Genomic DNA, 13,067 nt, shown 5'->3' on the forward strand with positions numbered 1-13,067 from the left:
CGTACGTGACAAATGCCGTAGGCGACTATCGGATGCTCGACAGCGTTGTAGCTTGAGCGCGTCCACAGGCGGCGGCGACGCTGGCCGCACCTATGTCTCGCTGGGGTTGTGTCATTGGGTGTTTGCTGGGCTGGTTGATCAGCCGGAGGCAGGCGTTCGCTCCGTCAGAAACATCGCGGTTGCCAGCAGCATCGCCGCTGTCAGCACATAGGGCAGGCCAGGGTCCGCAGTGTGGATGACCGTGCCGGCAATCGGGCCGCAGATGGTGCCCAGCCCCTGCGCCGCGCCGACGATACCGGCAGCCGCACCCTGTTCATGCGGTTTGACCGCATTGGCCGCGAGGGCCGAAACCGAGGGGTAGACCCATCCCATCCCGAATGCGGCCACGGTGAAACCGATCCACAGCGCCTGTGGACTGGTCGCGATCACCACGCTCGCGAAACCCGCCGCGCCGATAACGCTGCCCACGCGGATCATCCGGGCTGGAGTCCAATCGAGCCGGCGCAGAACGGTTTGGGCGCAGACGAGCGCCAGGCCGACCAGTGCCAGCGCGACGCCGGCGGTGCGGGCGGCATCGCCGGTTGCCAGGTTGAGGCGGTCGAGCGCGAAAAAGCCAACGGTGATCTGCGCTACCGCCACGCTGAACATTGCCACAAAGGCGGTGACTGTCGCCCCGCGCAGGCGGTGGTCGGAAAAGGCGAGGGGCGCCTTGTTCGCGGCGCCGCGTGGCGCGTCATGCGGCAGCACGCGCCATAGGATCAGAAAGGCGCATAGCGGCAGGGCGGCCGTCGCATAGAGCGGGATCGCCATGCCATAAGGGGCGACGAGGCCTGCAAATCCCGGGCCTACAACCATGCCTGCGGCGCTGGCTGCGCCTACGGTCGCCATCGCCGCCGCACGCCGTTGGGCCGGGACATGATCGGCCACCAGCGCCATGGTGGCGGCAGGAACCGCGGCGTAGAACAGGCCGACCAGCGTCCTGCCGATCAACAGGCCCGCCAGTGCCGCCAGCGGGGCGAGACTTATGCGCAGGGCGACGTCGATGAAAATGGACAGGCAAAGATAGAGAACCGCGAATGCCCCGACGCCGGTCAACAGGATTGGCCGGCGCCCACGGCGATCGCTGGCCGCCCCCCAGACGCGGGACATGATCATCCACGCGATGCCGGAAACCGTCATCGTCATGCCAAGATGCCAGGGCTCGAGCCGCAAGACGCGCGCGATCGGACCAGCCAGTGCGACGAAGGACATCATCGCCATCGAACACGCAAAAGCCTGCAACATATAGGGAAGGAGGCTGATCGAGCGCGACGCGGCAGAATCGCTGGCGGCGGACGTCATGTCGGCAGGAACTCGCGATAAGTGTGATAGTGCAAATGAATCGCGGTAAGCGATGCCAACATCCATTGTGTTTTTCAAACGCCATTGTGGAAGGGCGTTTGGGTCTGCCACTGCGTGGGATTGGGGCCGTCAAGCGCGGACGGTTCGGTGCGCCCAATATCCTGTAATAGGATAACCCTTATACGGTTATCGTTTCTCCCCTTGCAGCCGGATTGCGGATAACGGGCTAATTGAGAAGTGTTCGCAACAGCGCGCAGTTCGCCGCGCGGTCAGGAGTGTGTTTCAGTGTTCGTGATCGGGTTTGACGGGGGGCTGTTCGTCACGTCGGGCGGCGGCGCCGGCCTGCGCTGTCAGGGCATTGACCGGCTTGGCGAACGGCTGGCGACATATTTTTCCGGATCCGATGTTCCCGCCGGGCAAATTCTGGTGGGAGCGATTCCATTCGATCGGTCCGAAGAAACCGTCCTTGTCGCGCCGCAGCGTGTGTGCCGGGTCGGTCGGTCCGAAGGCGCTGCTATCCTCGGGCAGATGCGGCGCGCCGGCGCGCCGGCGCAGCCCGTTCACGTGACGGAAACTCCGCCCGCGCCGGTTTATGCCGACATGGTCAACGCGGCTCTGGCGCGGATCGACGGTGCGGGTGCGGCGGGGCTGAGCAAGGTGGTGCTGTCACGCGCCCTGCGCATCGAAATGGATGGCCCTGCCGATCCGGTGGCAATCGCGCAGCGGCTGCTGAACGATACTAGCGTGACGGTTTTCCTTGCTACATTACAGGACGACAAGGCGATTGTCGGGGCGACGCCGGAATTGCTGCTGTCGCGGCGCGGGCTGGATATCGTATCGCACCCGTTGGCTGGGTCGATGCCGCGGTCGCCTGACCCGGTCGCGGACCGGGCTGCCGCCGACGCGCTGCTGCGCTCTGACAAGGATCGTCGCGAACATGAACTGGTGGTGGAGGCCGTGTTCGACACGCTGGCGCCCTATTGTGCTGAACTGTCTGCGCGGCAGGGTACGGGGCTGCGTTCGACGGCCACGGTCTGGCACCTTGGCACGCGGATCGAAGGGCGCTTGAAGAGCGAGGATGCGCCCTCCGCCGCCGTTCTGGCGGCCTTGCTGCATCCGACCCCTGCGGTCGGCGGCTATCCGCGGCAAGACGCGTTGGCCACCATTCGGGAACTCGAAACGTATAGCCGGGGATACTATGCCGGGGCCGTCGGCTGGGTCGACGAGAAGGGGGACGGCGAGTGGCATGTGAGCCTTCGTTGCGCCCAGATCGACGGACGGACGGTCACGCTCCACGCGGGCGCGGGCATCGTGGCCGGGTCCGATCCCGCCGCCGAGCTGGCTGAAACCGCAGCGAAGTTTCGGGCTATGCTGGGTGCACTGGGGCTGGACGATGGCGGGCGTCTGTTCGAGGACGCGGCGTGACTGCCGCGATTGCCCAGATCTGGCCGCCAGCCTTTGCCGCGCGATATCGCGAAAAGGGGTATTGGACCGATGAGACGTTCCGCACCTTGCTGTCGTCGCGGGCGCAGGCCTGTGGCGACGCTGTGGCGATCGTGGGCGGAGAGCATCGCTGGACATATAATGAGTTGGCGGCGCGCGCAGAGACCGCTGCCGCCGGCTTCCTGGCGTTGGGATTGCGGCCAGGCGATCGGGTTGTAGTCCAGCTGCCCAACATCGCCGAGTTTTTCGCGGTGGTGTTTGGTCTTTTTCGTGCCGGGTTGATCCCGGTATTCGCATTGCCCGCGCATCGGCTGACCGAGATCGCGCATTTCGCGGACCGGGCGGACGCGGCAGCGCTGGTGATTGTCGATCGCCACGAAGGGTTCGATTATCGCCCCATGGCCGATGCGGTTCGGGAAAAAGTAACTGGCCTTCGCCATGTCGTCGTGGTTGGCGATAGCGGGGAAGGGGCGGGGCACCATGTGGGGTTCGGCAGCTTCACCGCCAATACCGGCCTGTTGCCGGATACGGACGTGAACCCGTCCGACGTCGCGTTGATCCAGATTTCGGGTGGCAGCACGGGCCTTTCCAAGCTGATCCCGCGTACGCATGCAGACTATCTGTACAGCATTCGGGCAAGCAACGCGATTTGCGGCATGACGCGCGCTAGCGTCTATCTGGCCAGCTTGCCCGTGGCGCATAATTTTCCGATGAGTTCGCCCGGCGTGTTCGGGGCGATCCATGCCGGGGCGCGGATCGTTATGGCCCCGCAACCGACGCCAGCCGTGGCCTTTCCGCTGATCGAGCGGGAGGGGGTGACGATTACCGGACTGGTGCCGCCGCTGGCGCTGTTGTGGTTGCAGGCGGCACCGAAAAGCGCGCATGATTTGTCCAGCCTGCAGGTGATGCAGGTGGGCGGCGCGAAATTCATGCCGGAAGCGGCGCGGCGGGTGCGTCCCGAACTGGGCTGCACCTTGCAGCAGGTTTTCGGCATGGCGGAAGGGTTGGTGAATTACACCCGCCTTGACGATCCGGATGACATCATCACCGATACACAGGGCCGCGCCATTTCCCCCGACGATGAGGTGCGGGTCGTGAATGACGCGGGGGAGCCGGTGCCGGACGGCGAGGTGGGGTATCTGTTGACGCGCGGGCCCTATACTATCCGCGCCTATCATAATGACCCGGGCGCCAACGCCCGGTCGTTCACCGACGACGGATTCTATCGCACCGGCGATATGGTGAGGCGGTTGCCCGGCGGCTATCTGGTGGTGCAGGGGCGCGCGACCGATCATATCAACCGCGCGGGCGAGAAAATCTCCGCCGAGGAAATCGAGGATCATTTGCAGGCTCATCCCCGGATTTTCGACGCCGCCGTGGTGTCGGTCCCGGACGTTTTTCTGGGCGAGAGAAGCTGCGCATTTGTCATCGTCGATGGCGAGCGGCCAAAGGCGGCCGAAATCAAGGCGTGGATGCGCGGGCGCGATATCGCCGCCTTCAAGATTCCTGACCAGATCGTTTTCGTGGACGGTTTCGGGACGACGGCAGTGGGCAAGGTCAGCCGCAAGGAATTGCGGGCGATGCTGCGTGGCGAATTGCTTGCCGCGGAGCAAAAGCCATGACCATGGTCCGGCGCCTGCCGTCCATCGCCCCTTATGACCTGCCCCGGGAAGAGGCGTTGCCGCCGTCGCGGGCAGACTGGAGACTGGACCCGGTGCGCGCCGCGCTGCTGGTCCACGACATGCAGGCCTATTTCGTCGATGCCTTCGCGCCCGACAGCGCGCCGATCGCACCGGCGACGGATGCCATCGCTTCGTTGATCGCGGCCGCGCGGTCCAGCGATGTGCCGATCTTCTATACTGCCCAGAATGGCGATCAGGATCGCCGCGACCGGGGGCTTCAGGCTGATCTGTGGGGGCCGGGAATGCGCCAGGTGCCCGAACATCAGGTCGTTGTCGCGCCGCTGGCGCCCCGCGACGGGGATTTTGTGCTGGTCAAGCATCGTTACAGCGCCTTTCAGCGCAGCAATCTTGAAACGCTGATGCGCGCGCGGGGGCGGGACCAGATCATTATCTGCGGCGTCTATGCCCATATCGGTTGTCTGCTGACCGCAGGGGAAGCGTTCCAGCGCGATATCCAGCCCTTTTTCGTCGGTGATGCGCTCGCCGATTTTTCGCGGGACTGGCACGACGCCGCGTTGGCGCTCGTTGCCGACTGCTGTGGTGTCGTGCTGTCCGTCCGCCAGACCGTGAAGGCCCTGACATGACCGAGCAAACCCTGACTCTCGACCGCCTGCGCGCCGATGTTGCCGCGATGCTGGGAACGGACCCGTCGGAGGTAGGCGATGACGATAATCTGATGGACATCGGCCTCGATTCCATGCGGACAATGAACCTTGTGATGCAGTGGGAAGAGGCTGGGCTGCCCATCGAATTTCCGGATCTTGCCGAAACGATGACGCTGGCGGGGCTGTGGGGAATCGTGAGCGAACGGCTTTGATTGAGGCGGACTGCGCCGTTCCGCTGACGGAAGCGCAATTGGGCCTGTGGTATGCGCAGCGGCTCGATCCCAACAATCCGATCTTCAACACCGGCCAGTATATCGATCTGCGCGGGCCGATGGATGTCGACGATTTCCGCGCCGCGTTCGATCAGGCGATCGGCGAGGCGGAAGCTCTGTCGCTGCGGATTGTTGAAGGCGCCGGCGGGCCGGTCCAATATCATGATCCCGCGCTGTACCCGCAGATGCAATGGAACGACCTGTCTGGCGATGCGTCCCCCGAACGATCGGCGCTGGCGGCCATCCAGCGTGATATGGACGTTGCGGTCGACCCGGCGGTCGGGCCGCTGGCGGGATCGAGCCTCTATCGCCTGTCGGCGGACCGGCACCTGTGGGCGCTGCGGATACATCACCTGGCGAATGATGGTTATGCAATGGTTCTGCTGACCAGCCGGGTCGCGGAAATCTATGCCGCGCTGCGGACCAGAAAAGATGGGCGGGGCCGTCCGCTGGCACCGCTGGCCGGCGTGCTGGCAGAAGACGCCGCCTATCGGAGCAGCGATCAGCGCGCGGCCGATGCGGCATGGTGGCGCGGCGCGTTGCAGGGCATGGCCGATATCGTCGGCATGGCCCCCGGTCGCGCGGTGTCCGCCGCCCGTTTTCATCGGTTCGAACGGGGGCTGCCCGACGATGTTCGTGCCGGCCTGATCAGGCTGGCAAAGGGCGCTGGACTGGGCTGGCCCGATGTGTTGACGGCGTTGGTGGCGGGATATTGCCGCCGTTTCACCGGAACCGAAGAGATCGTCGTCGGTGTGCCGCACATGGGGCGCATGGGCAGCGCGTCGGCGCGCGTGCCGGCGATGGTCATGAATGTGTTGCCGTTGCGGCTGACCCCGGATGATGCCGCGCCGATCGGTGATTATCTGGCGGCCGTGGCGGCCGCGACGGCAGAGGCGCGACGGCATGGTCGCTACCGCAGCGAGCAGATGCGGCGTGACCTAGGCCTGATCGGTGGACATCGGCGGATTTACGGCCCGCTGATCAATGTCCAGCCTTATGACCGGCCACCGCGCTTTCACGGGCTGGAGGCCGTGCTGCACGTCACCGGAACCGGGCCGGTAGAGGACATCAGCTTTACCTTTCGCGGCGACGGGCTGACCGGCCTGTCGATAGAGGTGGACGCAAACCCCGAATTATATGATGCCCAGGACGTCGTCGCGCACGGCGAGCGGCTGGCGCTGTTCCTGGCCGGGGCGCTGGAGGCCGCGACATTGGGTGAGGTGCCGACCGCCACCCCCGATGAGATACGGCGCGAACTGACCGCCTGTCATGGACAGACACACCCCCTACCACCCGCGACGCTCGCCGAGCTGATCGAACGGGCGATGGTCGCGACGCCGGATGCGCCCGCGCTGCGGTTCGGCGACGAAACGCTGAGCTATGCCGAACTGGACCGACGCACGCAGCAACTGGCTGGAATTTTGCGCGCGCGGGGCGTCAACGAAGACTCGATCGTCGCCGTCGCCCTGCCGCGATCTGTCGAACTGGTCGTCGCACTTGTCGCGGTGCTGCGCGCGGGTGGTGCCTATTTGCCGCTGGATCTTGACCACCCGGCGGCACGGATTGCGGCGATCCTGACCCGGGCGCGGCCGCTGGTGGTGCTGGCGGCCGGCGATCCGCATTCGCTTTACGGCGATACGCTACTGGCGCCCGAACACTGGGCGGGCGACCTGCCGGACACCCTGCCGCTGCCGCAGATCGATAACGCCGCCTATGTCATTTTTACATCGGGGTCGACCGGCGAGCCGAAAGGAGTGGTCGTCACGCACCGCGCCATCGTCAACCGCCTGCTGTGGATGCGGGAGCACTACGGCACCGACGCGTCCGATCGCATTCTGCAGAAAACGCCCGCAACCTTCGACGTATCGGTGTGGGAATTTTTCCTGCCGCTGATTGCGGGGGCGACACTGGTGGTCGCGCCGCCGGATGCGCACCGCGACCCGCGCGCCATCGCCGCGCTTATCGGCAGGGAAGGCATCACAACGCTGCATTTCGTGCCGTCGATGCTGGCGGCGTTTCTCGATGCACCGGAATCGCTGGGGCTGAAGGTCGCGCGCGTGTTTTGCAGCGGCGAGGAACTGCCCGCCGACCTGCGCGACCGTTTCCACAGGCGCATGCAGGGAGGTTTGCACAATCTGTACGGGCCGACCGAAGCGGCTGTTGATGTAAGCTATTGGGATGCGGGGCCGGGCGATACCAGCCGTCCCGTGCCGATCGGCCATGCGGTGTGGAACACGCGGCTGCTGATCCTCGATGAATGGCGGCGGCCTGTTCCGCCGGGCATGGCGGGGCAATTGTATCTCGGCGGCGTGCAACTGGCGCGCGGTTATCTGGGGCGGCCCGATCTGACCGCCGAACGCTTTATCGACGATCCCTTCCACGCGGGTGAGCGACTGTATCTGACCGGGGATCTGGCGCGTCGGAGCGCGGACGGGGCGGTGGTGTTTCTGGGCCGCGCCGATCATCAGGTGAAGCTCCGTGGCCTGCGGATCGAACTGGGCGAGATAGAGGCGGCGATGGCGGCCAGCGGACAGACCCGCGGCGCCGTCGCGATCGTTCGGGACGACCGCATCATTGCCTATGTCGTGCCGGGTGAAGATTTTTCCGCCGAAAGCCTGCGCGCTGCGCTGACCGCGTGCCTTCCTGGCTATATGGTGCCCGCCGCCATCGTGGCGCTCGACACGTTGCCGGTGACGGGAAACGGCAAGCTCGATCGCAGGGCGCTGCCGGCCCCGACCTTTATCGGCACAGGCGGCGATATGCCGGCGACCGACAGCGAGCGGCGGCTCGCCGCGCTGTACGCCGAACTGCTGAGCGTGTCGCATGTTGGCGCGAAGGATGATTTCTTCGCGCTGGGGGGCGATTCGCTGAAGGCCGTGCAACTGATGTTGCGGGTCAGCGAGATCTGGGGCCGCGATCCTGGCCTGTCGACGCTGTTCGAACATCCCGATGTGACGAGCCTTGCCGCGCGGATCGACGCAGCTGGTGGCGACGGCGGTATGGGCGAGGACGGCGTCGGCGACAGAGGCCTCGGTCCACTGATCACGCTGGCGGGCGGCGACGCGGCTCTGCCGCCGCTGTTCGTCGTGCACCCGGCCGGGGGGCTTTGCTGGGGCTATCGAACGCTGGCGCGGGCGTTGAGCCCGGCGCGCGCGGTCCATGGATTGCAGTCACCGGCGCTGGCCCCCGACAGGCCCTTGCCCGACAGCATCGATGCGCTGGCCGCCGATTATGCCCGGCGAATGATCGCGGTACAGCCGGAGGGGCCGTGGCATGTCATGGGCTGGTCGGTCGGCGGGATCATCGCGCAGGCGGTCGCTGTCCATATGGCCGATGCGGGGCGCGAGATGGGGTTGGTCGCCATGCTCGATTCCTATCCGGCGGAATGCTGGCGCGCCGAACCGGAACCGACACAGATACAGGCGCTGCGTGCCCTGCTTGCCATCGCGGGTTACGATCCGGAATCCTATCCGCACCTTACCAGCCGGGACCAGATACTGGCGTTCCTGCGCGACGGCGATAGCGCGCTCGGTAATTTGCCGCCCGACGCGCTCGATGGCGTGGTGCGGGTCGTTCTTGACACCAACCGCCTGGTGCGCGGGCATCATCATCGGTGGTATCCGGGGCGGCTGACGCATGTCCGGGCGGGAGCGGATCATGGCGAACGGCCGCAGCTGATGCCGAGTTTATGGACGCCCTATGCGGGTACGCTGGACCTTGTCAGCGTGCCGTTCCTGCATCCGCAATTGACGGGCGCGGAGGCGAGCGCCCTGATCGCGCCGCTGTTGTCGGAGCGTATGAACGCGAAAGGGCTGGTGTGGGCATGACGAGGGACGGCGGCATCGCGGGGCGCATCGCCTTCGTAACCGGGGCGGCTGGTGGCATCGGCGCAGCGGTCGTGCAGGCTCTGCGCGCAGAGGGCGCCCGCGTCGTTGCCAGCGACCTTGAGGCACCGGCGCTGAGCGGCGGCGATGTCCGGGGCGAGGTGCTGGATGTCGCCGACAGCGGGGCAGTCGATGCGCTGGTGGACCGGGTGGAGCGCGAGTGGGGTGCGATCGATCTGGGGGTGAATGTTGCCGGCATCCTGTCGACCGACACCGTGCTGGACATGACGGACGGTACCTGGCGGCGCGTGTTCGATGTCAACGCGCACGGCGTCTTTCACGTCGGCCGCGCGCTGGCCCGTTACATGGCGCCGCGCCGTCGGGGCAGCATCGTAACCGTCGGGTCCAACGCGGCGGGTGTGCCGCGTCACGCCATGTCGGCCTATGCCGCGTCAAAGGCGGCGGCGACGATGTTCACCCGTTGTCTGGGACTGGAGCTCGCGCCGCTTGGCATACGCTGCAACATCGTTGCGCCGGGATCGACGCTGACCCCGATGCAGACGGGGATGTGGGAAGACGACAGCGGTGCGGCGCGCGTCATCGCCGGACAGCCCGACATGTTCAAAACCGGTATTCCGCTGGGCAAGCTGGCGACGCCGGAGGATGTTGCCGACGCGGTGCTGTTCCTGCTGTCTGACCGCGCGGCCCACATCACCATGACCGACATCTATGTCGACGGCGGCGCGACGCTGCGGGCATGACGGGCCGCTTTCGATCAGCCCAAGCGCCCCTCGCCCAGCCGCTGATGCACGAGTGTGACGAAAATGCTACCTGCGACGGGCAAAAGCGCGTCGTCGAAGTCATAGGCGGGGTTGTGGCACATTGCGCTGTCCTGCCCGAGGAACAGATATGCGCCGGGCGCGGCCTGAAGCAGCAGGGCGAAATCATCGGTGAAGGGGAAAGGGGCATGATCGCGAATGACCTGCTCTGCCCCGAGTACCTCTGTTGCCGCAGCGACGGCGCGGTTGGCGCCTTCTTCCGCGTTCACGCAGGGCGGCACTTCGGCCAGCCGCGAGCAGGAAATCGTGCACCCGGTCATCGCCGCAACGCCCGCACAGGCGGCCTCCAGCCGTGTATAGAGCAGTTCCATGACTTCCGGCTTCAGGGCGCGCAGCGTGCCGCTGAGCGTCGCGCTGGCCGGGATGATGTTGTGCGAGCTTCCGGCATTGAGGGCGCAGACGGTGATGAGGCCGGATTCAGCCGGATCGAGATAGCGCCCGACGATGGAGGATATTTCAGTGGCAAGGCGGGCGGCGGCCTGCAGCGGATCGGTCGCCTTGAAAAAAGCCGCGCCATGGCCCCCGACGCCTGCGATGGCGATTTCCCAGATCACATAGCCGTTGAGCGTGGACCCGGTGCGGATGCCCGCAGTGCCGGGCGCAAGCAACGGCATGTTGTGAAAGGCGTAAACCTCGTCGAACGGAAAGCGGGTCAGCAATCCGTCGTCGATCATCGCCCGCGCGCCCAGGCCATTTTCCTCCGCCGGCTGAAAGATCAGGACGACGCGGCCCCGCGCGGGCGGATTTTGCGACAGGTGCTGCGCCACGCCCAACAAGGCGGCGGTATGCCCGTCATGGCCGCAGGCATGGGCGACGCCGCCGGTGTGCGAATGCCAGTCGCGACCGCTTTCGTCGGACATCGGCAGCGCATCCATGTCGGCGCGCAGCGCGATCGCCGGGCCGGCTTCTTTGCCTTCGATTACCGCGACGACACCGGTTCCGCCGATGCCCGTTACCGGGGCCAACCCAAAGGCGCGCAGCCGTTCGGCAACAAGACCCGCGGTACGCGCTTCTTCAAAGGCCAGCTCAGGATGGCGGTGAAAGTCACGGCGCCATTCGGTCATTTCGCGGGTGAGGGCGACAAGCGGCTCGATCAGTTTCAACGGGGAGACCTTTCCATTCGCAGTGCGCTCAGCCATGGCGAAGCGGTGATGAGGGCGCAAGCAGCATGACCGCCGAGGCCGTTTCCGATCGCGGAGCAGGCCCCGGCCGCGCCGCGGCCCTGCTTGCCTATCGCCGCGCCATGATGCGCCGTTCGCTGATCGTCGCCGGGCTGGGCCTGCTGTGCCTGCTCGCCTTTGCCCTCGACATTTCCACCGGGCCGTCGGCGTTGCCACTGCGCGATGTGTGGGCGGGGCTGTTCTCGCCGGAGCGACTGACCACCCCGCAGGTGACGATCATCCGCGATGTCCGCTTACCCTATGCGCTGATGGCGATCCTGGTCGGTGCCGCGCTGTCGCTGGCGGGGGCGGAGATGCAGACGATCCTCAACAACCCGCTTGCCAGCCCGTTCACGCTCGGCGTTTCGTCGGCCGCTTCTTTCGGCGCGGCGCTGGCAATCGTGCTTGGGCTCAGTCTGCCGTTCGTGAGCGCCGACTGGATGGTTCCGATCAATGCGTTTCTCTGCGCCTTTCTTTCAGTATTGCTGCTCGAAGCGCTGGCGCGCAGTCGTGCGGCAGGGGTGGAAGGCGTGGTGCTGTTCGGGATCGCGCTGGTCTTTACCTTCAATGCGCTGGTCGCGCTGATCCAGTTCGTCGCCTCACAGGAGGCGCTGTCGCAGCTCGTTTTCTGGTCGATGGGGTCGCTGGGCCGCGCGACATGGGGCAATCTGGCGGTGCTTGCAGTGGTCGTCGCGCTGGTGCTGCCCTTTTCGATGCGGGCGGCCAATGCGATGACTGCGCTGCGGCTGGGCGAGGACCGGGCCCGTAGTTTCGGGATCGACGTCGCGCGGCTGCGATTGGCGTCGCTGCTACGCATCAGCGCGCTGGCGGCGACCGCGGTCGCTTTCGTGGGAACCATCGGCTTCATTGGTCTGGTGGGGCCGCATATCGCCCGGCTGATGGTGGGCGAGGATCATCGTTTCCTGCTTCCCGCATCGCTGTTGACCGGCGCGCTCATCATGTCGCTGGCGTCGGTCGCCAGCAAGTTGATGGTGCCCGGCATCGTGCTGCCGGTCGGCATCGTCACCTCTATGATCGGTGTGCCGGTGTTTCTGATTCTGATATTGCGCCGGCCCGAACGCGTATGACGGACGCACTGGCAATCAGCGGACTGACCGCCGGATATGGGCGGCGCGTGGTGGTGAACCGGTTGGACCTCGCGCCAGTCAGTCCGGGAACGGTACTGTCGCTGCTCGGCCCAAATGCGGCGGGGAAGACCACATTGCTGCGGGCGCTGGCCGGCCTGCATCCGGCAACGGGTTCGGTGCGGCTCGGCGAGCGGGGTCTGCTGTCGCTGTCGCTTGCCGATCATGCACGCCTTGTCACCTATATGCCGCAAAGCCTGCCGCAGCGCGTGGCGCTGACCGTGCTTGAAGGGGTGATTGGCGCGATGCGCGCGTCTGCGCCGGGCGGTCAGCTGGTGCCGGAACGGGACGTCGCCGACAGGGCGCTGAGTGTGATCGAAAGGGTCGGCATCGGGCATCTGGCCATGACCGAACTCAGCCATTTGTCCGGGGGACAGCGCCAGCTTGCGTCACTCGCGCAGGCGCTGGTGCGCCAGCCCCGTGTGCTGTTGCTGGACGAGCCGATCAGCGCGCTCGATCTGTATTACCAGCTTCGTGTGATGAAGCTGGTGCGCGAACTGGCGGCGGAAAGCAGAATGATCGTTGTCATGGTGTTGCACGACCTTGCCATCGCGGTGCGCTGGTCGGATCGGGTCGTGCTGCTGGCCGATGGCAGGCTGATCGCAGACGGAACGCCGCAGGACGCGATCACTGCGGCGGCGCTAGCCGACGTCTATAAGGTGGCGGCGCGCGTCGATATCACGCCCGACGGCGTACGGATCGCCATAGACGACATATTGTAACGGGCAACGCTTGCCCATGTGGGGTGCGGATGGC

Annotated in this window: 10 protein-coding genes; 8 read left to right on the top strand and 2 right to left on the bottom strand. The window is 66.0% G+C overall.

From position 1 onward, the window contains the following. Window positions 1-138 precede the first annotated feature (138 nt). Complete coding sequence (locus tag ACMT1E_RS03975) at window positions 139-1,341, bottom strand: MFS transporter (protein ID WP_414902391.1); 1,203 nt, start codon at window positions 1,339-1,341, stop codon at window positions 139-141. A 285-nt stretch (window positions 1,342-1,626) separates the two neighbouring features. Here ACMT1E_RS03975 and ACMT1E_RS03980 point away from each other — a divergent pair, with 285 nt between their 5' ends. From ACMT1E_RS03980 to ACMT1E_RS04005, 6 genes are read left to right on the top strand one after another with little or no spacing between them, the layout of a single operon-like run. Next, window positions 1,627-2,766, top strand: a complete 1,140-nt coding sequence (locus ACMT1E_RS03980) for an isochorismate synthase (RefSeq protein ID WP_414902392.1) — start codon at window positions 1,627-1,629, stop codon at window positions 2,764-2,766. Then, the gene (locus ACMT1E_RS03985; protein WP_414902393.1) at window positions 2,763-4,406 is read left to right on the top strand and encodes a (2,3-dihydroxybenzoyl)adenylate synthase; all 1,644 of its coding nucleotides are present in this window, start codon (window positions 2,763-2,765) and stop codon (window positions 4,404-4,406) included. Before ACMT1E_RS03980 ends, ACMT1E_RS03985 begins: the two co-directional genes overlap by 4 nt. Further along, on the top strand, window positions 4,403-5,050 hold the full coding sequence (locus ACMT1E_RS03990) for an isochorismatase family protein (protein ID WP_414902394.1): 648 nt from the start codon (window positions 4,403-4,405) through the stop codon (window positions 5,048-5,050). Before ACMT1E_RS03985 ends, ACMT1E_RS03990 begins: the two co-directional genes overlap by 4 nt. Continuing rightward, on the top strand, window positions 5,047-5,283 hold the full coding sequence (locus tag ACMT1E_RS03995) for a phosphopantetheine-binding protein (protein ID WP_414902395.1): 237 nt from the start codon (window positions 5,047-5,049) through the stop codon (window positions 5,281-5,283). Before ACMT1E_RS03990 ends, ACMT1E_RS03995 begins: the two co-directional genes overlap by 4 nt. Then, window positions 5,280-9,170 carry an amino acid adenylation domain-containing protein gene (locus tag ACMT1E_RS04000; protein WP_414902396.1) on the top strand — a complete coding sequence of 1,297 codons (3,891 nt, stop codon included), beginning with the start codon at window positions 5,280-5,282 and terminating at the stop codon, window positions 9,168-9,170. The genes ACMT1E_RS03995 and ACMT1E_RS04000 overlap by 4 nt, the downstream gene beginning before the upstream one ends. Then, the gene (locus ACMT1E_RS04005) at window positions 9,167-9,928 is read left to right on the top strand and encodes a 2,3-dihydro-2,3-dihydroxybenzoate dehydrogenase (protein ID WP_414902397.1); all 762 of its coding nucleotides are present in this window, start codon (window positions 9,167-9,169) and stop codon (window positions 9,926-9,928) included. The genes ACMT1E_RS04000 and ACMT1E_RS04005 overlap by 4 nt, the downstream gene beginning before the upstream one ends. A gap of 14 nt (window positions 9,929-9,942) precedes the next feature. Here the strand turns inward: ACMT1E_RS04005 and ACMT1E_RS04010 are convergent, their stop codons facing one another. Further along, window positions 9,943-11,109, bottom strand: coding sequence for an amidohydrolase (locus tag ACMT1E_RS04010; RefSeq protein WP_414902398.1), 1,167 nt, complete (start codon window positions 11,107-11,109; stop codon window positions 9,943-9,945). Window positions 11,110-11,174: 65 nt separating this feature from the next. Here ACMT1E_RS04010 and ACMT1E_RS04015 point away from each other — a divergent pair, with 65 nt between their 5' ends. Both ACMT1E_RS04015 and ACMT1E_RS04020 read left to right on the top strand, forming a co-directional pair. Beyond that, window positions 11,175-12,254 (top strand): FecCD family ABC transporter permease, encoded by a 1,080-nt coding sequence (locus ACMT1E_RS04015; protein ID WP_414902399.1) that lies wholly within the window; start codon window positions 11,175-11,177, stop codon window positions 12,252-12,254. Continuing rightward, a complete protein-coding gene (locus ACMT1E_RS04020; protein WP_414902400.1) occupies window positions 12,251-13,033 on the top strand; it encodes an ABC transporter ATP-binding protein in 783 nt (260 codons plus the stop codon). Before ACMT1E_RS04015 ends, ACMT1E_RS04020 begins: the two co-directional genes overlap by 4 nt. The last annotated feature ends 34 nt before the right edge of the window (window positions 13,034-13,067 follow it).

It is taken from the genome of Sphingomonas flavalba, assembly GCF_047553045.1.
GTDB classification, from domain to species: domain Bacteria; phylum Pseudomonadota; class Alphaproteobacteria; order Sphingomonadales; family Sphingomonadaceae; genus Sphingomonas_L; species Sphingomonas_L flavalba_A.